Genomic DNA, 24,514 nt, shown 5'->3' with positions numbered 1-24,514 from the left:
CTCTTACTCTTCCTCTAGCACCGCGTCGAACTCGGTGAGAAGCTCCTTGCGGCGCTGCGCCTTGCTCTTGCTCATAAGCGTCTCGAATGCCTCGATGGCTTGTTCGATACCATCGCCGATACGCACCTGCACCAGACGGCGGGTATCTGGGCACAAAGTTGTTTCCCACAGCTGGTCGGCGTCCATTTCGCCCAGACCCTTGAAGCGGGAGACATCCCACGAACCTTCCCTCACGCCCTCTTGCCGCAGCCTCGTCTCGACAGAAGCAAGCTCATCTTTATCCAGTGCGTACAGCTTGCGCGGCGGCTTGCCCTTGCCCTGTGCGGGCACGTCGATGCGGAAAAGCGGCGGATGGGCGATGTAGACGTGGCCGTTTTTGACCAGCGCCGGGAAATGACGGAAAAACAGGGTGAGCAGCAGCGCCTGGATGTGCAGGCCGTCGTCGTCAGCGTCCGAAAGCAGGATGACCCGGCCGTAGCGCAGGCCCGACAAATCGATCTCGGCTTCCAACCCGTGCGGATCGATACCGAGCGATACGGCGATGTTCTGGATTTCCTGGTTGGCGAGAATCTGCGAACGGTCCACTTCCCACGAGTTAAGGCCCTTGCCGCGCAACGGCAGAATAGCTTGGGTTTCCTTGTCGCGACCGCCCTTGGCCGAACCGCCTGCAGAATCGCCCTCGACCAGGAACAACTCGGCGTCCGCGCCGGTCATTTCGCAATCGGTCAGCTTGCCCGGCATGACGGCAACGCCGGACGACTTCTTGCGCTCCACGGCCTTGGTGTTCTTACTCCGCGCGGCAGCCAGCTTGATCGCCAGCTCGGCAATCTTGGTGGCATGCGGCACGTGCTCATTCAACCAAAGATCCAGCGCATCCTTCATGGCGGACTGAACCAGGCGCACCGCTTCGCGGGAGGACAGTTTTTCCTTGGTCTGGCCTGCGAAGGCCGGGTCCACCATCTTGATCGACAACACGAAGCGCAGCCGCGACCAGACATCATCGGCCGTGAGTTTGACGTTGCGCTGCATCAGGCCGTGGTGCTCGGCGAATGTGCGAACGCTGTTGAACACCACATCGCGCAAGCCCGATTCATGGGTGCCACCGGCCAGGGTCGGGATCAGGTTGACGTAGGATTCGCCGCCGCCGGATTCTGCCGACCAGGCGATGGCCCAGGCCAGCCCTTCGCCATCCGAGAACGCCTCGTGGCCCTTGAGGTATTTTTCGCCCGCAAACAGCGGCGCCACTAGCTCTTCTTCCGCCGTCATCTGTTCGAAATACTGCGTCATTCCGCGCTCGAACGTCCATTCCTTGGTGTCGTAGCCGTTGGCGGTTTCGAAGTTGAACGTCACCTTGACGCCCGGCAGCAGCATAGCCTTGGCGCGCAGCAGGTATTCCAGCTCGCTGCGCGAAATGTTGGGAGAATCGAAATACTTGGGGTTGGGCCAGGCGTGGATGAAGGTGCCCGTATCCTTGGCACGGCAGGTGGAGACGACGTTCAGCGGCTCGACCACCTCGCCATCGGCGAAGCCGATCGCATGCTCCTTGCCTTCGCGCTTGACGCGCACGTCCAGCCGGGACGACAACGCATTGGTGACCGAGACGCCGACCCCGTGCAAACCGCCGGTGAACTTGTACGAGCTATCCGCCGAATCCTTGGCGAACTTGCCGCCGGAGTGGATCACGGTAAACACCACCTGCACGGTCGGCACGTTTTCCTCAGGATGGATGCCGACCGGAATGCCGCGTCCGTTGTCGCGCACCGAGGCCGAGCCGTCGCGATGCATGGTGACCTCGATCTCGGATGCGTAGCCCGCCATTGCCTCGTCCACCGCGTTGTCGATCGCTTCGATAATGATGTGCGTCGGATCGGTAGTCCGCGTGTACATGCCGGGACGAAGCTGGATAGGCTCGAGCTTGCGCAGTACCCGGATCGATGACTCGTCGTAATTTTTCGCCATGTTTCTATACTTGGGACTTGGTTCTGGGCAATGATACCCGTTCTTCAGCGGGAGCATTCTACTGCCTTCGCCCCAAGCCTTTGCAACTAGGTCATCCGTTGCATGCCGTAAAAATCTGGCCTAGACTGGATTCACTATGATTACCATCAAAACCGAAAACAACCTCGTCTCCGCCGCAGTACTGGGGGAATTCACACTCGCCGATTTCCGCGAATTCGAACAACAGGTCGATGTCGTCGTCCATCGCAACGGCAAAGTCAACCTGCTCGTCGATTTGCGCGACATGATCTCAATGACCCTGGACGTCGCGCTGGAAGAACTACGCTTCACCCGCAATCGTCCGAACGCATTCGAGAAAATCGCCATCGTCACCGAAAACACCTTCCAGCAATGGGAAGCGCTGCTTTCCAACCTGTTCGTGGATGCGGTGATCGAGGTGTTCGAGAATGAAGATGCGGCGCTGGAGTGGTTGCAAGCTAATTAAGCGAAAGAACTTGAAGCCTGCCTCGATCTTGTAGCGAGGTCGGCGCTGACTGCCTTCGCTGCACTCAGCTAGATTTGTGTCCTAGAGGGCGGGATCGGATTACCAACTTCCGCTTCCGACCCAAAGCTGACGATCAACGTGGAGGTCACCAGACGCTGAGCGGCTTCGCGCAGCGTCTGGTGGACCGCAGGGTTATGCCGCTTGTGCAACACAGGCACCTTCCTTGGGCATGCTCTTGCCCAGCGAAGAAATAGCTTCAGCGAAACCACTTCCGGCACCGCACCGAGATAATTGAAGCACTTCATTTAGCCCAGACTGGCTCGACAGAGTGACTTCCTCGTATCGGCAGATGGGCAGTTCCTTGTTGTCCTTGAATCGTTTATCCGGGCCACCGGACTTGTTAACGTACTTCCACGTTCGATCAACGACTTCAGCATCTCGGGGAACTGACTCGCTCTCGATGAATCGGGTTGCGCCTACGTCCACGTGCAGTTCTTGATAGCCAACGGCACCCACGCCGTTCTGGTCATATACGAGAACGCGGTCAGGGAAAAAGTGAAGCGTTTGACGACCCACACCAACAGCGACGGTTTCGATGTTCGTCTTGACGTATGGTGGTTCAGCCTTACGAATGGAAGTGCTCTTCCGGCGGACAAGATCGCTTGCTCCCGCATGGTATTTTCGATCATGTACTTTTCCAGACGCCTCGATATGCCAAGCCGCCGCGCAATTGGCAAGTTGACTCGCGGCCGTGTGAAGCTTTGCGTAGGCGGCTTCCATGTCGGGGTCAAGGTCATAGAAGAGCACAACGGTTTTTTGTAGGGCATCTCGCGTATGGGCTGCATATGTTCCAGCGGCAGCGGCGACTGCGAGCATGCCTAGGAGCCAGACAGGCCAGCCTGAAGATGCACCAAGAATAAGCACTACAACTGAGGCAACCGCAACGAAAGGCCACAGGCGAGTCTTTGCACGCTTTCGGTTTAGCTCGTCTAGGAGTTCTCGCGATGACGAATCGACGATTTGAGAAACGTCGGCGGATTCGATTTCCTCCAACGGTGCGTGAGTTCCCGGTGGTATTTCAGGAGCAGATGGCGGAAGAGGCTGAGATGGCGAGTTACGGGGCGCCGATGATGGAGGAAGCGTAGCGCGATAGTAAAGGCCGCCTCGCCCCATATGAACGTAGTTACCTCGTGGGCCGGCGCCAAAGCGAAGGCCAGTTACACCAGCCGACACGCCGATTCCAGACTTGGACAGATTGAATCTCAACGGCCCGACACTGATGCTCTTTCTCAGATAGAAGCTCATTGGCTAAACCTCCAAGGCGTGAATGTAAGCGGCATAACAGTTATTACACGGACCGGTGCGTCCGTATAACAATAAGGAAGGGGTTGTGGATAGCATCTGTCTTTTCTTTTTATTTCGTGAAGTTAGCTGAAGCTCTGTCCAATAATAATAATTAGCAAATCCGGACGCAACGCTTCAAGCTTAGACCTATTAAACTTGATAGGGTATTAGGAGAAATCACCGTCTGCTTATGGCCGATAATTGACAGCTGCTTGCGACTCTGCCCGACCGGTCACCTCGACAAGAGGCGCAATTTGCGAGAACTGGTATTCATAGATTTTTGACTATGCATACGATAATTAATATCGATTATTAATTATTTCTGCTTATGGTTAACATCGCGGCCAAGCTCAATTATCGAAAATCAAAATACGTCAGACCATGAAAACGCATACCTCCGAAACTCAAGCCACTTGTACCCCGGCACTTGCCTTGCAGTTCCTTAAGGAAGGCAACGCCCGCTTCGTTAACAACCTGCGTGCCAGCCGCGATTTGCTGCAACAGGCGAACGAGACGCGCGACGGCCAATGGCCGTTCGCTACCATCGTCAGTTGCATCGACAGCCGCACGTCAGCCGAATTGATCTTCGATCAAGGCCTTGGCGACATCTTCTCCGTACGCATCGCCGGCAACGTAATCAACACCGACATCCTGGGTAGTCTCGAGTTCGCATGCCACGTGGCCGGGTCGAAACTCATTGTCGTGCTCGGACACACCTCGTGCGGCGCAATCAAGGGGGCCTGCGACCATGTTGAGCTTGGCAACCTGACCGAACTGCTGTCGAAGATCCAGCCGGCGGTGTACGAAGAGAGTCACACCCTGGATCTGGCAAGGCGCAATTCGAAGAACACTGCGTTCGTGGAGAATGTTGCCGACCTGAATGTGCGCCGCTCAGTGCGATCGATCATCAACCGCAGCTACATCCTCGAGCACATGGTTGCCGCCGGCAAGATAGGCATCATCGGCGCCAAACACAACCTGGCCAACGGCGAAGTGACCTTCTTTGACGACACCTGGGTGCACGACAAGACATCGATGCAGGGTGTCGTTGCAGCATAGCTGAGCTTCCGACCGACCATGCCTGTGCTCTCAAGGCTGAACGTCGGTTAATAGGTCTGGGCGCAACTACTCCATGGTTGTGAAGATCAGTGAAACATTGCTGAATTAGGCGGAGCCGCCTGCGCTACGAGCTTCATTCCGGAATCGCTTCGAAATTCCGGAATGAAATAGTTCAATCAAGGCTCGATCAGGCCGCAGCGCATGGCAGTGAGTGCCAAATCCGCCGACGTCGTCGCGCCTAGCTTCTGCTTGATGTTGTAAAGATGCGTACCCACGGTGCGCGGGCTTAAGTTGAGGGTTTCGGCGATTTCGTTGGTGGTCTTGCCTTTGGCGAGCGCGATGAAGACTTCGAATTCGCGCGCCGAGAGCACGTCTACCGGATTCTTGTCGCCGGAAATCTGCTGGATCGCCATTTGCTGCGCGATGCTGGCTTCCAGGTACATCTTGCGGCCGGCCACGGTGCGGATGGCCTTGATGAGTTCTTCCGCGGCGCTGCGCTTGGTGAGGTAGCCCAGGGCGCCCGCATTCAACACCCGCTTGGGGTGGACCGAATCTTCATGCGCCGACAGCACCAGGATGCGGGCTTGCGAATCGTGGGCCATGATGCGTTCGATGGCTTCCAGGCCGCCGATGCCGGGCATGGTAATGTCCATCACCACCACGTCGGGATGCTGGTCGTTGTAGCAGCGCACCGCCTGTTCGCCGCTATCGGCTTCGGCCACCACCTTGATGTCCGGGGCCGACTCCAGCAGCAGCTTGAAGCCCATGCGGACCACGGCGTGGTCGTCCACCAACATGACATTGATCGTGCTCATACCGGAATCACCACCTTGATCTTCACCCCTTTACCCAATTCGGACTCGACTTCGAAAGTCCCCCGCAGCGACTGCACGCGTTCGCGCATGCCCAGCAGGCCAAAATGCTGGGTCTGGTCTACGTTGCAGATGTTCATGCCTACGCCGTTGTCGCAGACCGTCAGTTCAACCTCCCCGCTTGCCAGCCGTGCCAGTTGAATCGAAACCTGCGTCGCCTGCGAATAACGCAGCGCGTTGGTTACCGATTCCTGCACGATACGGTAGAGATTGATGTTCAACATCTCGCCGAGTTCCCCGAGTTTACCGGAAAACGCGAGGTCGAATTCGATCTCCGGGTACTGGCCCTGCCAGTTGGTCACCGCGTCGCGCAGGGTTTCGGTCAACCCAAGGTTATCCAATGCGCCGGGACGCAGTTGGCGAATAATGTTGTGCATGCCGTCGTAGATATGATTGGCCGCAGCGGCAATGGTCTGCGCCGCACCCTCGATTTCCGGCATCTGCGCCTTGGCCTTGTTGCTGATGGCGACTGCGAAGGTCTTGATGGCGGTGACGTATTGCCCCAGCTCGTCGTGCAGTTCACGCGCCAGCGAGCGCCGTTCTTCCTCGATATGGCTTTGGATCAGCTGGGTGAGCTGGCGGTTTTCTTCCAGCTTGCGTTCGGCCTCTTCGGCATGCTTGCGCTCGGTGATGTCGCGCAAGGTGCAGATCTCGCCCACCACCTTGTTGTGCTGCGGATCGATGAGCGGCGCGGCTGAAAGCGCGACATCCAGCAGGCGACCGCTACGGGTCACGCGCTGGGTATCGTAGTTATAGATGGGACGACGCTCGGCGATAGCGGCCAGGTTTTGCCTAAGTTCGTTCTCGCGGCCCGGCGGCGTCAGTAGCTCCGCCGATTTGCCGATGATATCTTCCGCCGCATAGCCGAACATGCGCTCGGCCGCCGGATTCCACAGCGAGATATTGCCGTTGAGGTCGTGGATCATGATGGCGTCGCCCGTCTGCTTGACCACCAGCGCCAGGCGCCGGCTTTCCATAGTGCTGGCTTCCAATGAGGCCGCCATGTTGTTAAAGCTCTGCGCGATGCGGTTGTATTCCGGCAGCGGGAATCCTGGCAGGCGCACGGCGAGGTCGCCATGTTCCATACGGTTGATGGCGCGAAGAATGCTATTCACCGGCGTCAACGCGCGTCCCAGCATCCAGTACACCACGCTGTTCAGCAGCACGAAAAAGCCCAGCCAGATCATGAACAGGTTGCGCACCCCGGTCCACGCTTCGCGAATCGCCCCACCGGGGTTAGAAGTCAGCACTAGTTGGCCGAAACGGATGCGACGGACCGAAACTTCCTGTTCGGGCGCCACGAGCTTGACGAACCAGGCAGGCGGTTCTTCATCGGTGCGGTAAGTCGATGGCGGCGAAAGATAGATCAGGTGGCTGCTGCCGTCGTAAAGCGAGATATCCAGGCTGCGCACATGGCCCAGGGATTCGAGAAATGTTTTCAGCACCTCATGGGTCGGTCCCAGTTCGGGGTTGCGGTAGGAGCTTACGATCACCGTATCCAGGAGCTGCGTGGTGACCCGTCCTGCCGCTTCCACGCCCTCCTTGATCGAGGTGCGCGTGTCCTTGAGGATGACGAAACCGACGCCCGCCATGAAGATCAGCAGCAGCACGGTAATCAGTAGATTCAATCTAAATCGCAGGCTCATAACCCGATTTTACATGCTTGTTTAGCGCGGGGAAGCCTCGCCGTAACAGCCATTCGGCCTTAGCAAATTTTTGCCAACGGGTTTGCTACCGCACGGAATGGCGGCTCGGCCTGACTTACCTTGTCACTTCTTCTTACCGAAAGACAACGCTTTGGTTGAGTTTCAAGAAACGGGCCAGTCTCGGCCGTAGTGACAACCAAGGTCCAAGCCTCACTCGTTTCTTGAATCCGGCCACCAGCACTTCTCTACACATTTAAGGAGATTGAGATGAGTCAACAGAAATCAGGTACCAGCAATCGCGGGTTTGCGTCCATGGACGAACAGAAGCAACGGGAAATCGCCAGCAAGGGCGGCCAGGCTGCACACGCCAAAGGCACCGCGCATGAGTTTACGCCGGAAGAAGCCGCAGCCGCCGGCCGCAAGGGCGGACAAGCTGCCCATGCCAAAGGTACTGCGCATGAATTTACCTCCGAAGAAGCCGCCGCTGCCGGCCGCAAGGGTGGACAGGCCGCCCATCAAAAAGGCACAGCGCACGAATTCACCTCCCAGGAAGCCAGCGCAGCCGGCCGCAAGGGTGGACAGAACAGCCACGGCGGCAGTAGCAGCGGCAAATCCCCGGTGCAAAACAGCAAGCACATGTCCGACATCGGCCGTAAAGGCGGCGAGCATCGCCATGGCGGCAGGTAGCGCAATGGGATAAAGCAACAGCCTTTCTACGGCATGGCAATCCCATGCCGTTTTCATGTGGTATCCAGCCAACTCACCACCGATGTCTTTGGCTAAGGCGAAAGCCGCTCCAATACTCCCCATTTCCCCGTCTAACGCCTATACTGCCGCCTTCTTGAAACAATTCCCCAGGCAGGAACATGGCAAAGCAACGCTCGCGCAGATTGCGCAAAAAACTACGTGTCGATGAATTCCAGGAACTCGGTTTCGAGTTGGAAGTAGCGCTCAATCAAGGCTTGACCCCGGAAGGCGTGGAAGCCCTGGTCGACGCTTTCCTGGCAGAAGTGATCGAACCGCGCGATCTCGCATTTGCCGGCTGGGCAACCGGCGGTTACGTGTGCAAGTTCAGCCGCGGTTCTGCCACCGAAGAAGACCGCAGCGCAGCGGCTGCGTGGTTGAAAGCACGCCCGGAGGTCGAGGCGGTGCGGGCCTCCGAACTCCAGGACGCGTGGTACGTTTAAATTTCTCCCATGCCGTCCATCCGTAACATCTGCGTCTACTGCGGTTCCAGCGCGGGTCGCACCGAGATTTACGCCCAGGCCGCCCGGCAACTGGCACAAGCCTTGGTACAGCGCGGGATCGGGCTGGTTTACGGCGGGGCAAGCGTGGGCATCATGGGCGTGGTTGCCGATGAAGTGCTGGCCTTGGGCGGCCGCGCCATTGGCGTCATTCCCGAGCCGTTGGTGCGATGGGAAGTGGCGCACGACCATCTGACAGAACTCTATGTCACCCAGTCCATGCACGAGCGAAAGACGAAAATGGCCGAGCTGTCGGACGGGTTTATCGCCCTGCCCGGCGGCCTGGGGACGCTGGAAGAAATGTTCGAGATTTGCACCTGGGCGCAGCTCGGCATCCACAATAAGCCTTGCGGCCTGCTCAACATCGACGGGTATTACGATCCGTTGCGCACGTTCCTCGATCACGCCGTGGCCGAGCAATTCGTCAAGCCCAAGCATCGTGAAATCCTCATGATCGAAGAGGCGCCGGATCAACTCATCGAGCGCTTCCAACGCTTCGACCCACCACCCTTGGGACGCTGGGTGACCGAAGCCCAAACCTGAATCAAGGAATGCCATGAACCTGACGCCCGGAACCAATGCCACTGCGACCATGACGGTGGAGGAGTCCGATCTCGCCAGCATCCTCGCACAGCAAGCGGAAGACTGTTTTCCGCCCGTCCTTGCGACAGCGCGCATGATTGGGCTGATGGAACTGGCCGCCTCGCGCGTGCTGCATTCCTTGGTGGTCGACGACCAATTATCCGTGGGTGTAGAAGTGAATGTGACACATAGCGCGGCAACACCGTTCGGTGCAACTGTGACTGCAGAAGCCGTATTCACGGGCATGGAAGGCAAGCTGTATTTGTTCGATGTCGTGGCCCGCGACGAGGGCGGCGAAATCGGCCGGGGCACGCACAAGCGCGCCATCGTCTCGGAAAACCGACTGCTCAGCGGTGCATCCAAACGCTGTAACGGTATGACATCCGACTGAACTCCCGCCGTTTCGCCCGACTCTCATTGAAAGTACGGCACGGAGAACGGTGAATGGTCATGCAGCGTTATTCCAACCTGAACGGCGAGTCAGGCGTCGCAGCTTTTGAAATCGGCGCCGATTACATCATCGTCCGGTTCGCCAACGGCGACGCTTACCGATACGACATTGCCAGCACGGGCCGAGCGCATGTGGAGACCATGAAAAAGCTTGCTCGCGCAGGCCGCGGACTCAGCACCTTCATCTCACAGCATGTTCGCAACCGTTATGCTGAGCGGGTTTCCTCCCGAATTTCCTCATAGCTATTCAACGTTCGTTACCGAACGAACTTTTTCCGCCCTTTTTTGCATAGTTTGAGTACTTACCCTTCCGTAAGTCAGCCGAGTGTCGTTTTCGACCCATTACGGCTGAAAAGCCAATAACCGAAGGAGTTCATCATGAAATCTACTCTTGCAATATGCTTGTTTACGATTAGCGCCCTGCTAGTCCCTGTTGCAGGGTATTCCGCCGATACCGACAACCACGAATCCGCCAAGACGTTTGTGAAGGACTCGGTCATCACGACCAAGATCAAGGCCAAGTTCGCCAAGGATAAAGGCGTGAGCGCCATGCACATCAAAGTGGATACCGACAGCGCCGGCGTTGTGCAATTAAGCGGCAAGGCCAAGAGCCAGGCCGAGATCGACCGTGCCGTTGAATTGGCAAAATCCGTTGAAGGCGTTACTTCCGTCGACAACCGCATTACCCTCGACATGGCGCATTGACCGATTGAATGTCGGAGGAAGGACGAGGAGCAGTATTCCCTCGTCCTTTTTCATGCCCGGTGCTTATGCCAGTGCGAAAGCAAATAAAAGCGGCCAACGGAGTACGTCTTGAGACGGCGGTTCGGATTGGAAATACGGTAGTGAATACGCCCCGGAACGAGTGGAGCCGGCTCCCACATTCGCCTGTGTAGCGATTTGGCGTGGACAGCGAAACGGTTGCGATAGTGGATGCGGGGATATAAATGCAAGCGTCCGTAGGGCGGCCTCATCGCGCTTCTCGTTCGATCGGAAGTTTTAAATCATCATGCTAATGCCGTCTCAGCCAAGCTCAGTGCGCTAGCACGCCATGGTCCCAACAAGACCCGCACCAAGCGACCGCGATCAGGCAGAATATGCAGGTACAACTTGAGGAGAATCCTATGGACCGGGCTGCAGGCGCCATCATGGGCGCGTTCATCGGCGATGCTTTAGGACTGGGATGCCACTGGTATTACAACCTGGACGAACAGCGTCGCGATCACGGCCCGTGGATTTCGGACTACACCACGCCCAAACCCGGCCGTTACCACGCCGGAATGCAGGCAGGGCAATCCTCGCAGAGCGGTATCATCCTCGAGATGTTGCTGCGTTCCATCGTCGATCAGGGGCAATACGTGGAGGCGGATTTCACACGTATGCTGGACGAGGAACTGTTCCCTCAACTGGACGGCACACCTGCCCACGGCCCTGGCGGTTACACCAGTCAATCCATCCGCGAGGCTTGGCGACGTCGTGTAGAGCAGCAGAAATCGTGGCACGAGACTGGCGGACATGCCGATACCACCGAGGCCGCCGAGCGTATCATCGTACTGGCCGCGCGTTATGCCAAGCAGCCGGATCGCGTGGCACGTTTCGTCTCGTCTAACTGCCTACTCACGCAAGCCGACGAAGCCATCGTGGCCATGACCACGGCTTACGGCCTGGTACTCTCGCAACTGGTTGACGGCGAAAAACTCACGCCGGCGCTTTCCGGAAAGCTCATGGGCATGGTGCAAAACGGCGAGCTGCCGTTTCATTCCGTCGTGCGCAAGGGCTTTGCGCCGCCGCAGCCCGGCGACCCCGATCCGTCCAATATCGGCCGGTTTTCCTCCCCCGACGCCCTGCTCACCCCGCAATTCATGGCGCTTGCCGCGCTCGACCCGGAAATCCGCATCGAGCCTGCCTGGAAAGTCTCCATCGTCTACGGCATGCCGTGCGCCATTTACCACCAGTTGCCGGCGGTGTATTTCCTCGCTTCGCGCTTCGCCGACGATTTCGAATCTGCGGTTTTGCATGCGATCAACGGCGGCGGCCAGAACATGGCGCGCGCCATGCTGACAGGCGCCCTGGTGGGCGCGCAGGTCGGGCTGGAAGGCATTCCGCAGCGCTTTATCGACGGTCTTGAAAACAGCCGAGAACGGCTCACCCTCGCGCAAAAACTATCGGCGCAACTATGAAACCGCGGCTGTGAACCTGGGCTCGCATCGGCCTGAGTTTCGAGCCCTCTGCCGCTCCTTGACCTGCATCAAACGAATGTCGATAGGCTTCTGTTAGAATATGGGCATATAAAACCATTAATTGCTCACAGGCCTCGTTATGTCCAGCAAGCATCCCGTCATTGCAGTCACCGGTTCTTCCGGTGCCGGCACGACGACTGTTAAACGCGCTTTTGAAAATATTTTCCGCCGCGAGAACCTTAAGGCGGCCTTGATCGAGGGGGACAGCCTGCACAGTCTGGACCGAGCCGCCTTCCGTGTTGCGGCCGACGAAGCTGCCAAGGCCGGTAATAACACGTTCAGCCATTTCGGCCCGGAAGCCAACCACTTCGACAAAATCGAGGAAACCTTCCGCAAGTACGGCGAAACCGGCACTTGCAAACGCCGCTATTACATCCACAGCGATGCAGAAGCCGCCGAGCAAAACCAGCATTTCAGCCGTACCGACCTCAAGCCCGGCACCTTTACGCCGTGGGAAGACATCGAAGCAGATTCCGACCTACTTCTCTATGAAGGCCTGCACGGCCTGGCCACGGACGGCACCTACGACATGGCGAAATACGTCGATCTTGGCATCGGCGTGGTGCCTGTGGTCAACCTGGAGTGGATTCAGAAAATCCACCGCGACAAGATCGAACGCGGCTATTCGGCCGAGGCGACGGTAGATACCATCATGCGCCGCATGCCGGACTACATTAAATTCATCGTGCCGCAGTTTTCGCGCACCCACATCAACTTCCAGCGCGTAGCCACGGTCGATACTTCCAACCCGTTCGTAGCGCGGGATATTCCCACGCCGGACGAGAGCTTCGTGGTGGTACGTTTCCGCTATCCCAAGGGTGTGGACTTCCCCTACATGCTGAAGATGATCCCCAACTCGTTCATGTCGCGCGCCAATACGCTGGTGGTGCCCGGCGGCAAGATGAGCCACGCGATGGAAGTCATCCTGACGCCCATCATGCACGACCTGATCGAGAAGAAAAAACTGTAAGTCCGGCGCCGCACGCCTGCGGCGCCTTCGTTGTCATAAACTCCGGAGCAGGTTCAGGTAGTCTCACGGCTCCGGTTTCAATTCAGCCCGCCTCGGCGGGAACATCCCAACATTACGGAGGAGTTATGCGCATACTCAGTCTCTTGCATGCCACCGTCATCTCGGCCGACCTGGAAAAATCCCGTGCCTTCTACGGCGACGTGCTCGGCCTGCCGGTCAACCCCACGCGACCCAACCTGCCTTATGACGGCATCTGGTACGACGTCGGCCCCAACCAAATGATCCACCTCATGCTGCTGCCCAACCCGGATGCCGGCGTCACGCGTCCGGAGCACGGTGGTCGCGATCGTCACACCGCACTGGCCATCGACGACCTCGACGCGCTCATGCAGCGTTTGGATGCTGCGGGGATTCACTACTCCCTAAGCAAATCCGGCCGCCGCGCCCTGTTCTGCCGGGATCCGGACGAAAATGCGCTGGAGTTCCTAGAACAGGCCTGACGCCATGTCTGAGCTCAACGATCCACGCGTCTTCTTCGCTGCGGAACGCACACTGCTCGCCTGGAATCGCACCAGCCTGACCTTGATGGCGTTCGGCTTCATGATCGAACGCTTCAACCTTTTCACTCATATGCTGAGGCTCGGCCAAGGCGCCGGACTGGAACGCAACTTCTCGTTCTGGGTCGGCCTCGCCTTTATCCTGCTGGGCGCACTGGCTGCCGCAGCCTCGGTGCTGCAATATAAGCGCCTCCTACCCAGTTTCAAGCCGAACGAAATCCCCAAAAGCTACCGAGTCGGCCTGGGCATTTTCATGAACTCGGTCATCGCCCTGCTGGGCATCGTCCTGACGCTACATCTGTACCTGCAAGGCCCGGTCTAATATTTCACCTAATGGCTTGCAGGCATTCCCTGTGGGTCTTCTCGTTCTGTCGCAAGACCTCCCTGAAATTTTCACCTTCCTGTGAGTTGTAAGCCTGACGCATCCTGGCGTTGATCGCGTCTTTTTGCTGCTGATAGGGTTGATCGCAAAACTTCTGAAGGTTGGCCTTGCGTTCAACTTCTTCGTCAAGCGATGGTGATGCAGGGCGCTCCTGAGCGACGGGCTGCGGGGTATATACAGGTGGAGAATAGACCGGAGGCGCGGGTTGATAAGCTGGCAGAGCCGGGGCTTGAGGTACAGAAGCAACACTCGCTAATGGAGAAATGCGCATGACGTCGCCGACATTTTCGATCCTGTAGTTGCGCAAGACGTTCATGCCCAACAACGCCCCCTTGAGATTAGGCATAGCGGCAATCTGGAAACCTTCGAGCCGCTGGTTGCCGAAGGTGATTTCCCTGGCCGGCGACAAACAGCCGAACACTTTTCCGTTGGCAGTCTCGAACAAGCGCCCATCGCAGCCGTAAATACCGGCACTCAAAGCCACTTCCTTTGGGATCGAGGTAACGCTGGCACCGGTATCGATCTGGAATACAACGGGCACCCGGTTGACAGCGCCCGCCACAAAAAAGCCACCGTTACCCTGGCGATGCAGTTCCAGGTTTCCGCTATTTCCAAAGTTGATCGCCGCAGCATTTGCTTCCATTGGCTGCACAGGTGGCGGTGGTGGTTCCAATTGCGTCGATACCAGCCGAATAGCGAAATCGTCCGCGGCGACAGCCACAATTTGTAGCCGATGGGTTCTGCCTTCAAGAATCTCGATAGGCTGATTAACCAGGGCTTGCCGGCCATCGGTGAAGCCGGTATCAAAGCTGCACCAGGCATTGCCCAACATGAGCAGCAATCCGTATTCTCCCAATGGAAGGCTGACCTCGGTTTTTTGACCCGCATAAACTGTAACCGCTTCATACCGATGCTGATGATCGGCATCCTCGATAACAACCACGACCGGAAAACGATGCTGATTCTCCAACGCCAGACTGGAATACATCACGTCTGAACGCCACAAGGTCGAAGGCTCCAGCCCATGCACCTGGCCGTGAGCCGGAAACTCAGCATCGCATTGAGGCGTGGGTGGGGAAGCATTGGTGGTTTTTCCAGAAAACAATGATGGCTCGTGATATTTCGGGAGCGAAAGCGAACTCCAGTCGATGTGATAAATCGCCGCGCCCAGTGCAATCCAGATCAACACATGCCAGAGCGCCCTCTCCCGCCGCTTTTGACGTTGATGGCGCTCCAGATGCCGCACTAAACCGGCACTGGCCTCTTGCGAATAACGATCAGGCTTCATTCTTGATTTTTTACCACCTCTAATGGAAGGATTCCGGCCGCATAGACCGCAGATGGAACAAGGCGATGGTAATTTACATCCCGGTAGAACGCACCTATCAATCATGTCAGGATCGGCGAAGGATTTAACGGCAAAAAAAAAGCCGTCTCTTCACGGAGGGTTCAGAGACGGCGAGCGGGGATGAGACTTCAACTAACCAGACTACAAACTACGAACATCACACTACGAACTGCATGCTCCCTTCAAAATACTGCTGGTAAGGGAGCCGATACTTCTTAGAACAAACCTCTCGGATTGTCGCTGTAGCTCACCAGCATGCACTTGGTCTGCTGGTAGTGGTCCAGCATCATCTTGTGGGTCTCGCGACCGATGCCGGATTTCTTGTACCCGCCGAACGCAGCATGCGCCGGGTAATGGTGGTAGCAGTTGGTCCATACGCGGCCGGCCTGAATGCCGCGGCCCATGCGGTAGGCGATGTTGATATCGCGGGTCCACACGCCTGAACCTAAACCGAACTCCACGTCGTTGGCGATGCGTAGCGCTTCGGCTTCGTCCTTGAAGGTGGTCAGCGACAGCACCGGCCCGAAGATTTCTTCCTGGAAGATGCGCATGTCGTTGGTGCCCTTGAAAATAGTGGGCTTGATGTAATACCCGGTGCCGAATTCGCCGGAAACCTCGGCGCGTTCGCCGCCGACCAGGCACTGTGCGCCCTCCTGCTTGCCGACTTCGATATACGACATGATGGTATCCATCTGCTGTGTGGAAGCCTGTGCGCCGACCTGGGTCTCGGTATCAAGCGGGTTGCCCTGCTTCATGCGGTTGATGCGGTCGATAGCACGCTCGATAACTCTGTCGTAGACGGATTCCTGCACCAGTGCACGGCTCGGACAGGTGCAGACCTCACCCTGGTTGAAGGCAAACATGACCAGGCCTTCAACGGCTTTTTCAAAAAACGCATCGTCCTTGGCTGCGACGTCTTCAAAGAAGATGTTGGGAGATTTTCCGCCCAGTTCCAGCGTGACCGGGATGATGTTCTGGGTGGCGTATTGCATGATGAGGCGACCGGTCGAAGTGCCGCCCGTGAAGGCCACTTTGGCAATCCGGGGGCTGGTCGCAAGCGCCTTGCCCACGTCCTGACCGAAACCGTTGACGATATTGAGCACTCCGGGCGGCAGCAGGTCGCCGATGATTTCGGCGAGAATCATGATGGAAATCGGCGTTTGCTGGGCGGGTTTGAGCACCACGCAGTTGCCGGCAGCAATGGCAGGAGCCAGCTTCCACGAAGCCATCAACAAGGGGAAATTCCAGGGAATGATTTGACCGACGACGCCGAGGGGCTCATGGAAATGATAGGCGACGGTGTCGTGATCGATCTCGCCAATGCCACCTTCCTGTGCACGGATGCAGCCGGCGAAATAACGGAAGTGGTCGATCGCCAAGGGTACGTCAGCATTGAGCGTCTCACGGATAGGCTTGCCGTTGTCCCAGGTTTCGGCGACCGCGAGCTTTTCCAGGTTTTCTTCCATGCGGTCGGCGATACGCAGCAACAGCAAGGAACGTTGGGCGATAGAGGTATTGCCCCAGGCTTCGCGTGCGGCATGGGCGGCGTCCAACGCCAATTCGATATCGGCCTCGCGACTCCGGGCTGCCTGGGTAAAGATTTGTCCGGTCACCGGGGTGATAACATCGAAATACTCGCCTGCGACCGGCGGCACCCATTTGCCACCGATAAAATTGTCATACCTGGATTGAAACGTTACTTTGGCACCGGGTTGGCCGGGGTTTGCGTAAATCATATTCGTCTCCTCAAAATTTTCGTTGTCGCCGCCGGCAATTTCCGGATCGGTACATCCTGTATCGCAAGCGGTGTGCCAACTTGTTTTTTGAGGAGGCCAATAATTCCAAACAGCGCGCCAATGCTGGCGATTGAGCCTAAGATTGCTCTTAGTTGACTGATTTGTAGGGAAAAAATAAATCGGATAGCGTTGTGCACTTATGCAACAGGTGTTACATTCCGAGACATCGCCGTTACACTATTTGGACACATCGGCGTTGTATCCACACTGGAGTTACCATGAATTCCCGCTCGCCTGAAGACCTCCTGATCATCAATGCCCGCTCTCAACTGCTGGCCAGGGGAGACGTGCCCAAAGGCGTCGTCGCGGACACTATTGCGCGTTCATGGCAGCGCTGTGTGAGCTACGGGCTCGATTCCAACCTTGTGGACGATGCTCGCCTTTCTGCTTCTGAACTGCGTTCGCTGCGCGAGCAAAACGGCATGCTGCTGGCTCACGCCAAGCCCGAGATGGAAACCTTGCACGAACAGATTTCCAGCTCCGGCAGCATCATCCTGCTGACCGATGCCAACGGCATGATCCTGCACGCCATGGGCGACGACAGCTTCCTGGATACGGCAACAAGGCTGTCGTTGCAGGAAGGCGTATCGTGGAACGAAAGCTGGCGCGGGACCAACGCCATCGGCACGGCGCTGGAGGAACAAGCGCCGGTGGCCGTTCATGCCGCCGAACACTTCGTCGAAAATCACCATCTGCTGAGTTGTTCCGCCGTGCCTATCCTGGATGCGCAAGGCCAGCTCGTCGGTGCGCTGGACGTTTCCAACGACTACCGCATTCGCCAGCCGCATTCACTGGCCCTGGTCCGCATGTCGGCCCAGATGATCGAGAACCGCTTGTTCAACGCCAGTAACAGCAACGGCATTACGCTGTACTTTCATGCCCGACAAGAATTCGTCGGCACCTTGTGGCAAGGCATCGCCGTCTTTTCGGAAGATGGAAAACTCAGGGCATTGAACCGCAGCGGCCGCTTCCAGCTTGGGCTGGAACATCAGCCGCTGGACCGCATCAGTTTCAGCCAGCTGTTCGACCAGCCCTTCTCTGCGCTGCTAAGCCGTTTGCACGGCGGCATGAGCCCGCTGTTGCCTCTCCGCATGGAAAACGGTGCTCGCGTCTACGCCCGCATGCAAGCACCGCTGGAACAACATCGCATCATTTCCCACTTGCCCAGCCGCAATGTCGTGACTGCGCTGGAGGGGCTCAACCACGGCGATTTGCGCCTGGCGCGCGCCATCGACCAGGTCAAGCGCGTGATCGACCGAGACATCCCCATCCTCATCGAAGGTGAAACCGGGGTGGGCAAGGAGCTGTTCGCGCAAGCCATCCACCAATCCAGCCGCCGCCGCAACAAGGCCTTCGTGGCCATCAACTGCGCAGCCCTGCCGGAAGGCTTGATCGAATCGGAATTGTTCGGCTACGAAGAAGGCGCCTTTACCGGGGCTCGCCGCAAGGGCAGCCCCGGCAAATTGCTACAGGCTGACGGCGGCACGTTGTTCCTGGACGAAATTGGCGACATGCCGCTCAACCTGCAAGCCCGCCTGCTGCGTGTCTTGCAAGAACGCCGAGTGACGCCGCTGGGCGGCGGCGAAGCCAAGCCGGTGGATATCGCCATCGTCAGCGCTACCAACCGCAAGCTGGGCGAACTGGTGAACCAGGGCGGATTCCGCAGCGACCTCTACTACCGTCTCAACGGCCTCGCCGTGACGCTACCGCCGCTCCGCGAGCGCAGCGACCTGAAGCCACTCGTACGGCATCTGCTGGACAAGGAAGAAGCCGGCCACGTCATTTTCTCGGAAGAAGTGGAAACCTTGTTCGAAGCCCATCCGTGGCCCGGCAACCTGCGTCAATTGCACACCGTGCTGCGTACAGCGCTCGCACTCAAGGACGAAGGCGACGAATTGTGCCGCGAACATCTGCCGCAAAGCTTCCTGGACGAACTCGGCATGCAGCCGGTCGAGGCCGAAGGCTCGCTGGACAAGCTGGAAGCGGAATCCATCCGCAATACCCTGCTCGCCCACGCCGGCAACGTTTCCTCCGCCGCGCGCCAGCTCGGCATCAGCCGCACTACCCTGTACCGCAAGCTCAGGCAGATGGGGCTGAATTAAACACGGCTTCCCATAAACGTCGGACAGCTGCCCGCTGTTCGGCGTATTTCTCCGGCGCAGTGCGCGCCTTTTCAACGCCTTGCAAACGCTGTGCGTGCTGCTCAGTACGATACGCGCGATAGGCATCCCCGACCTGGATTCCAAGCTCGGCAGGAATCAACCCCAGTTCACCCGAGCGTTTGAGCAAGGCAATATTGCCCACATTGCCGAGAAACTCGGCATGTTGCTGCGCATGGGCCAGCACCAGGTATTGCACGGTAAATTCCACATCGACGATACCGCCACGGTCGTGCTTGAGGTCGAATAGCTCGGTTTCGTTGGGATGCCCGTCCAGCATTTTTTGGCGCATGGCGAGGATTTCCTGTTTCAGCGTCGCCGCATCACGGGGACTGCGCAGGATGTCTTCACGAATCTGCTCGAAAGCGCGGCCGATTTCCGCATCGCCGGCACAGAAGCGGGCACGCGTCAGGGCCTGGTGCTCCCACACCCAAGCTTTTTCCCGTTGGTATTGGGCGAACGCCGCGACCGTACTGACCAACAATCCGCTCGCCCCATCCGGACGCAAGCGCAAATCGGTTTCGTATAGCTGCCCGGCTGGGGTCAGGCTGTTGAGCCAATTGTTGATCCGTTGACCGAAGCGGGCATAGATCACACCGGCATCATCCGCCTCGTCGTCGTAGAGGAACACCAGGTCGAGGTCGGAGGCATAGCCCAGTTCTTTTCCCCCCAGCTTGCCGTAACCGATGATGGCGAACTTGGGGATATCGCGATGACGGCGGTTGAGTCCAGGCCAGGCATGGCGAATGACGGCATCGAGGATAAGATCGGCCAGTGCGCTGAGGTAATCCGACAATCGCTCCAGCGTTAGCCGTCCGACCAGATCTTGCGCTGCGAAGCGGAAGGTTTGCGCGTGCTTGAAGTGGCGTAGCGCATCCAGCTTGCGCTCGACGTCCTCGCCGCAATCCGTCAGCGTTTTGTCCAACTCGGCCGCGAGCGCCGCGAAATCGGGTTCGGCGTAAAGATTGCGCGTGTCCAGCAATTCATCCAACAGGATGGGATGCTGGGTGAGATACCCCGCGAGCCAGGGGCTGGCACCGCACAGCTTGCTCACAAGCTCCAGCGCCTGCGGATATTCCGCTAGCAACGCTAGATAATTGGCGCGGCGGCAGATGGCTTCCAGCAAGGTTTGGGTGCGGCTCAGCGTCACGTCAGGATCGGGCTGCTGCGCGGCGAATTGGATCACAGGTGGCATCAACGCATCGAGCCGCATACGGCTCAACTCGGGCAATTGCCGATAGCGCGCCCCTTCGCGGAATTGCACCAGTTGCTGCAAGATTTGTCCGGGTTGGCGATAGCCTAGCGCCTCGAGCTGGGCCAATGCGTTTTCTTCGTTAATTTCACCTTTCCATAACGCATCCAAGGCATGCTTACCGCCGTTTCCCGACATGATGAAAACCTGCGAGAAATGGCGTTCGACATGGCTGCGATGGCGGTTCAGTTCGGCTTCCAACGCCGGCCAATCGGCATAGTTCATTCCCGCTGCGAGACGTGCGCGGCTTTCCTCGTCTTCGGGCACCAGTTGCGTCTGCGCATCGTTGAGGTATTGCAGGCGATGTTCCAGGTCCCGCAAGAACACATAGGCCTCGGCCAACTCGGTATGGGTTTGTTCCGGCAGTAGGCCTTTGCGGGTGAGCAGTTCCAGCACCTGTAGCGTGGGGCGGATTTGCAGCTCGCGGTCCTTGCCGCCGCGGATCAGCTGGAACACCTGGGCGATGAATTCGATTTCGCGGATGCCGCCCGGACCAAGCTTGATATTGTGATGCATGTCGCGCCGAGCAACCTCTCGCTCGATTTGCGCCTTGAGGTCGCGCATGGAGGCGATGGCACCGTAGTCAAGGTACTTGCGATAGACGAAAGGCCGCAGCAAGGCGTCCAATTCGCGTGCGTCATTATGACTAGCCTCGGGGCTGATGACACGTCCCTTGATCCACGCATAGCGCTCCCATTCGCGCCCCTGGGCTTGGTAATACTCCTCAAGCGACGCAAAACTGCCAACCAGTGGGCCGGAATCACCGTAGGGGCGTAGCCGCATGTCCACGCGAAACACGAAACCGTCTGCCGTAATCTCGCCGATGGCCGCGATCAGCTTGCGCCCGAGCCGGGTGAAATACTCGTGATTGGTGATGGATTTTGCGCCGTCGGTCGCACCGTCTTCGGCGTAGGCGAAAATCAGGTCGATATCGGAAGAGACGTTCAACTCCCGACCGCCCAGCTTGCCCATGCCGACCACGATCATGGTCTGGGCGTTGCCCAATTCGTCGCGAGGTACACCGTAAATCTCGCCTTGCCACGCATGCAGCCGCTGTACGGCAATATCCACCGTCACCTCGGCCAGCGCCGTGCAGGTTTCCACCACCTCGGCCAGATCGGCCAGGCCGTTCAGGTCGCGGGCGATCAGCCGCAGCATGACGTGCTTGCGCAAGCGGCGCAGGGATCGCTTCAGTGTATCCTCGTTCGCCAGCTCGCTTGCGGCCAGCATGTCCTTCATTTCGTCTGCACTCCAAGGCTGGTGCAGATGTTCCAGCAGGGGCGCTTCGAGGCTGGGGTCGGCATCGAGCTGACGAGCTGCGAAAGGGCTGCAAAAACGGGTATGGCTCAGGGCTTGCTCAGGGCTAGGGAACTGGGGTGCAGGCATGACGGACTCGTAGGTTGTTCTCGGCATCACCTTAGTTTTTTCACACTTTTTCGTCAAATTATGCGTTATGCTAAAAGAGCGTGATCGGATGTAAGCGTCCGAATAACCGTCAGATCTATCAGGGACGATCACAACAAGAGCCATGCGCTTAAGCGCCCTCCGTGATGTCAGCAATAGGTTGATTCGCAGCCTGGCAGGGGGAAATCATCATGAACCAGAAAGACCCGATCTTGCATTTCCAGCGTGCCGGCATGGGCGCGGGCGACATCCAGGAATCCCTGAGCGACCATCTCACCTATTCCATCAGTAAATACCCGGTCACCGCTACCTCGCACGACTGGTACGAATGCCTGGCGCTGACCATCCGCGACCGCCTTGCCGAGCGCTGGATGGAGACCATGCAGCGCTATTACTGCGCCGATCCCAAGCGCGTTTATTACCTCTCGCTCGAATTTCTGGTCGGCCGCGCGCTGGGCAATGCGATGCTCAATCTCGAGGTGGATGATGCTTGCAAAGAGGCCTTGTACGAACTCGGCCAGGATTTCGAAAAAGTGGTGCAGCAGGAATACGATGCCGCATTGGGTAACGGCGGCCTGGGGCGGCTGGCGGCGTGTTTTCTCGATTCGATGGCAACCCTCGATTTACCCGGCTACGGCTACGGCATTCGCTACGAATACGGCATGTTCCGCCAAAGCATCGACGGCGGCATGCAGGTAGAGCACCCGGACAACTGGCTGCGCTACGGCAACCCTTGGGAGTTTCCGCGGCCTGAAGTGCTCTACCCCATCAAGTTTTACGGTCGCGTGGTGGATTACAAGCACGAGGACGGGTCGGTGCACCATCACTGGATCGATACCGAAGACCTGATGGCGATGGCCTACGATATGCCGGTGCCCGGCTACGGCGGCAAGACGGTAAACAACATCCGCTTGTGGTCGGCCAAATCGACGCGGGATTTCGATCTGCGCTACTTCAACCAGGGCAACTACATCGAGGCCGTAGCGGACAAGAACGAATCGGAGAATCTCTCCAAGGTCCTCTACCCGGACGATTCCACCGAGATGGGCCGCGAATTGCGACTGAAGCAGCAATTCTTCTTCGTAAGCGCATCCTTGCAGGATATTCTCACCCGCTATCGCAAGCATCACGCCAGCTGGGACGAGTTACCCGAGAAAGTCGCCATCCAGCTCAACGATACCCACCCCGCCATTTCCGTCGCCGAAATGATGCGGCTGTTAGTCGATATGCATCGCCAAACCTGGGAGCACGCCTGGAGCCTGACCACGCGTATTTTCTCCTACACCAACCACACCTTGATGCCGGAAGCGCTGGAAACCTGGAAAGTCAGTCTGTTCGAGTCCATCCTACCGCGGCATTTGCAGATCATCTACCAGATCAACGCCGAATTCTTGCAGGATGTGATGCACCATTTTCCCGGCGATCAGGACATCCTGCGGCGCATGTCCATCATCGACGAGGAACACGGCCGACGCATCCGCATGTCGCACCTTGCCATCGTCGGCAGCCATACCGTCAACGGCGTGGCCAAGCTGCATACGGAGTTGATGAAGAGCACCATCTTCGCGGATTTTCACCGGTTTAATTCGGACAAAATCATCAACATGACCAACGGCATTACGCCTCGTCGATGGCTTAACCAGGCCAATCCGGGGCTGGCCGAGTTGATTACCGAGCACATTGGCAAGAGTTGGGTGACGCAACTGGATAAACTCACCGAGTTGCGCAAGTTTGCCGATGATGAAACATTCACCCGCAAGTTCATTGCCATCAAACACGAAAACAAGCGCAAGCTGGCCCAGTTGATCGACAAGCGGCTGGGTCTCGCGGTCGACCCGGATTCGCTGTTCGATATTCATATCAAGCGCATCCACGAATACAAGCGGCAGTTGCTCAACGTGCTGCACGTCATCACCCGCTACAACCGCATCCGCTGCGGCACCTACCCTGACTTGACGCCGCGCACCGTGATTTTTGCCGGCAAGGCAGCCCCCGGCTATGCCTTGGCCAAATGCATCATCCGCCTGATCAACGACGTCGGCGACATCATCAACAACGACCCGCTGATCGACGGCAAGCTCAAGGTCGTATTCCTGCCCAATTACGATGTTTCCAACGCCGAACGCATCATCCCTGCAGCAGATTTATCGGAGCAGATTTCGACCGCAGGAACGGAAGCTTCGGGTACCGGCAATATGAAGCTCGCGCTCAACGGCGCGCTCACCATAGGCACGCTGGACGGCGCCAATATCGAGATCATGGAAGAGGTCGGCGAGGACAATATGTTCATTTTCGGCCTCACTGCACAAGAGGCCGACGACTTGCGTCGCCAGGGCTATCGCCCGCATGACTATTACGAGCAAAATCATGAACTCAAAGTGGTGCTGGATATGATAGCCTCAGGGTTTTTCTCACCCGGCGAACCGCAGCGCTATCAGCCGATCATCGACGCCCTGCTGCAACAGGGCGATCGCTATTTACTGCTGGCGGATTACGCGGATTACGTGAAGTGCCAGGAGCGCGTCGATGCGCTCTACGGCGACCCGCAGCAGTGGGCGCGACGTGCGATTTTGAATGTCGCCGGGATGGGCAAGTTTTCCAGCGATCGAACGATTAAAGAATACGCAGAAAAAATCTGGCATGTGAAGCCGGTAAGTTGTGACAACGGGGCTTGAGACGTTTATTAAACTTATAAATACCGAGGAGTTGAGTTAGATGAGTTCCATGAAATCCGTCCTGACCGAAACGCGCGTGTTCGAGCCCAGC

General features: G+C 57.7%; 22 protein-coding genes and 1 pseudogene. 15 read left to right on the top strand and 8 right to left on the bottom strand.

The window, feature by feature from the left end:
• Positions 1-3 precede the first annotated feature (3 nt).
• On the bottom strand, positions 4-1,959 hold the full coding sequence (locus tag NMK_RS12705) for a DNA topoisomerase IV subunit B (RefSeq protein ID WP_109016137.1): 1,956 nt from the start codon (positions 1,957-1,959) through the stop codon (positions 4-6).
• 136 nt (positions 1,960-2,095) lie between these two features.
• Between NMK_RS12705 and NMK_RS12700 the strand changes: the two genes are divergently transcribed.
• Positions 2,096-2,443 (top strand): SpoIIAA family protein, encoded by a 348-nt coding sequence (locus NMK_RS12700; RefSeq protein WP_109016136.1) that lies wholly within the window; start codon positions 2,096-2,098, stop codon positions 2,441-2,443.
• 192 nt (positions 2,444-2,635) lie between these two features.
• On the opposite strand, the gene NMK_RS18790 is transcribed toward NMK_RS12700, so the two are convergent.
• Positions 2,636-3,319 carry a hypothetical protein gene (locus NMK_RS18790; protein WP_227871503.1) on the bottom strand — a complete coding sequence of 228 codons (684 nt, stop codon included), beginning with the start codon at positions 3,317-3,319 and terminating at the stop codon, positions 2,636-2,638.
• 128 nt (positions 3,320-3,447) lie between these two features.
• Between NMK_RS18790 and NMK_RS18785 the strand changes: the two genes are divergently transcribed.
• Positions 3,448-3,588: a hypothetical protein gene (locus tag NMK_RS18785; protein WP_227871502.1), complete on the top strand. Its 141-nt coding sequence runs from the start codon at positions 3,448-3,450 to the stop codon at positions 3,586-3,588.
• Between the two features lie 13 nt (positions 3,589-3,601).
• Here the strand turns inward: NMK_RS18785 and NMK_RS18780 are convergent.
• Positions 3,602-3,748: pseudogene (locus NMK_RS18780) on the bottom strand (DUF4236 domain-containing protein); the annotation flags it as partial.
• A 420-nt stretch (positions 3,749-4,168) separates the two neighbouring features.
• On the opposite strand from NMK_RS18780, the gene NMK_RS12690 reads away from it, so the two are divergent.
• A complete protein-coding gene (locus tag NMK_RS12690) occupies positions 4,169-4,846 on the top strand; it encodes a carbonic anhydrase family protein (RefSeq protein WP_109016134.1) in 678 nt (225 codons plus the stop codon).
• 176 nt (positions 4,847-5,022) lie between these two features.
• Here NMK_RS12690 and NMK_RS12685 read toward each other — a convergent pair whose 3' ends face one another.
• A complete protein-coding gene (locus tag NMK_RS12685) occupies positions 5,023-5,661 on the bottom strand; it encodes a response regulator (protein WP_109016133.1) in 639 nt (212 codons plus the stop codon).
• A complete protein-coding gene (locus NMK_RS12680; protein WP_109016132.1) occupies positions 5,658-7,364 on the bottom strand; it encodes a PAS domain S-box protein in 1,707 nt (568 codons plus the stop codon). Before NMK_RS12680 ends, NMK_RS12685 begins: the two co-directional genes overlap by 4 nt.
• Before the next feature lie 267 nt (positions 7,365-7,631).
• Here NMK_RS12680 and NMK_RS19090 point away from each other — a divergent pair, with 267 nt between their 5' ends.
• The 10 genes from NMK_RS19090 (at position 7,632) to NMK_RS12630 (ending at position 13,729) form a co-directional block, all read left to right on the top strand.
• Positions 7,632-8,051 carry a KGG domain-containing protein gene (locus NMK_RS19090; protein WP_109016131.1) on the top strand — a complete coding sequence of 140 codons (420 nt, stop codon included), beginning with the start codon at positions 7,632-7,634 and terminating at the stop codon, positions 8,049-8,051.
• Positions 8,052-8,230: 179 nt separating this feature from the next.
• Entirely contained in the window at positions 8,231-8,551 is a 321-nt protein-coding gene (locus NMK_RS12670) for a YggL 50S ribosome-binding family protein (protein ID WP_109016130.1), read from the top strand.
• A 9-nt stretch (positions 8,552-8,560) separates the two neighbouring features.
• Positions 8,561-9,151, top strand: coding sequence for an LOG family protein (locus tag NMK_RS12665; protein WP_109016129.1), 591 nt, complete (start codon positions 8,561-8,563; stop codon positions 9,149-9,151).
• Positions 9,152-9,164: 13 nt separating this feature from the next.
• A complete protein-coding gene (locus NMK_RS12660) occupies positions 9,165-9,581 on the top strand; it encodes a thioesterase family protein (RefSeq protein WP_109016128.1) in 417 nt (138 codons plus the stop codon).
• Between the two features lie 53 nt (positions 9,582-9,634).
• Positions 9,635-9,883 (top strand): hypothetical protein, encoded by a 249-nt coding sequence (locus tag NMK_RS12655; RefSeq protein WP_227871476.1) that lies wholly within the window; start codon positions 9,635-9,637, stop codon positions 9,881-9,883.
• A 135-nt stretch (positions 9,884-10,018) separates the two neighbouring features.
• Positions 10,019-10,345, top strand: coding sequence for a BON domain-containing protein (locus tag NMK_RS12650; RefSeq protein WP_109016127.1), 327 nt, complete (start codon positions 10,019-10,021; stop codon positions 10,343-10,345).
• 419 nt (positions 10,346-10,764) lie between these two features.
• Positions 10,765-11,820 (top strand): ADP-ribosylglycohydrolase family protein, encoded by a 1,056-nt coding sequence (locus NMK_RS12645; protein WP_227871475.1) that lies wholly within the window; start codon positions 10,765-10,767, stop codon positions 11,818-11,820.
• 139 nt (positions 11,821-11,959) lie between these two features.
• Positions 11,960-12,850, top strand: coding sequence for a phosphoribulokinase (locus NMK_RS12640; RefSeq protein ID WP_109016125.1), 891 nt, complete (start codon positions 11,960-11,962; stop codon positions 12,848-12,850).
• Between the two features lie 125 nt (positions 12,851-12,975).
• Entirely contained in the window at positions 12,976-13,350 is a 375-nt protein-coding gene (locus tag NMK_RS12635) for a VOC family protein (protein WP_109016124.1), read from the top strand.
• Positions 13,351-13,354: 4 nt separating this feature from the next.
• A complete protein-coding gene (locus NMK_RS12630) occupies positions 13,355-13,729 on the top strand; it encodes a YidH family protein (RefSeq protein WP_109016123.1) in 375 nt (124 codons plus the stop codon).
• A 4-nt stretch (positions 13,730-13,733) separates the two neighbouring features.
• On the opposite strand, the gene NMK_RS12625 is transcribed toward NMK_RS12630, so the two are convergent.
• Both NMK_RS12625 and exaC read right to left on the bottom strand, forming a co-directional pair.
• On the bottom strand, positions 13,734-15,077 hold the full coding sequence (locus tag NMK_RS12625) for a retropepsin-like aspartic protease family protein (RefSeq protein WP_181376277.1): 1,344 nt from the start codon (positions 15,075-15,077) through the stop codon (positions 13,734-13,736).
• 275 nt (positions 15,078-15,352) lie between these two features.
• Positions 15,353-16,873, bottom strand: a complete 1,521-nt coding sequence (exaC, locus tag NMK_RS12620; protein WP_109016121.1) for an acetaldehyde dehydrogenase ExaC — start codon at positions 16,871-16,873, stop codon at positions 15,353-15,355.
• A 278-nt stretch (positions 16,874-17,151) separates the two neighbouring features.
• Here exaC and NMK_RS12615 point away from each other — a divergent pair, with 278 nt between their 5' ends.
• Positions 17,152-19,035 carry a sigma-54-dependent Fis family transcriptional regulator gene (locus NMK_RS12615; protein ID WP_109016120.1) on the top strand — a complete coding sequence of 628 codons (1,884 nt, stop codon included), beginning with the start codon at positions 17,152-17,154 and terminating at the stop codon, positions 19,033-19,035.
• Here NMK_RS12615 and glnE read toward each other — a convergent pair.
• Complete coding sequence (gene glnE / locus NMK_RS12610; protein WP_109016119.1) at positions 19,013-21,730, bottom strand: bifunctional [glutamate--ammonia ligase]-adenylyl-L-tyrosine phosphorylase/[glutamate--ammonia-ligase] adenylyltransferase; 2,718 nt, start codon at positions 21,728-21,730, stop codon at positions 19,013-19,015. The two genes, NMK_RS12615 and glnE, sit on opposite strands and share 23 nt — an antisense overlap.
• 209 nt (positions 21,731-21,939) lie before the next feature.
• Here glnE and NMK_RS12605 point away from each other — a divergent pair, with 209 nt between their 5' ends.
• On the top strand, positions 21,940-24,423 hold the full coding sequence (locus NMK_RS12605; RefSeq protein WP_109016118.1) for a glycogen/starch/alpha-glucan phosphorylase: 2,484 nt from the start codon (positions 21,940-21,942) through the stop codon (positions 24,421-24,423).
• The last annotated feature ends 91 nt before the right edge of the window (positions 24,424-24,514 follow it).

This window comes from Novimethylophilus kurashikiensis, assembly GCF_003112435.1.
GTDB lineage: Bacteria > Pseudomonadota > Gammaproteobacteria > Burkholderiales > Methylophilaceae > Novimethylophilus > Novimethylophilus kurashikiensis.
The sequence above is the reverse complement of the archived record's forward strand: the minus strand, read 5'-3'. Positions and strand labels throughout refer to the sequence as shown.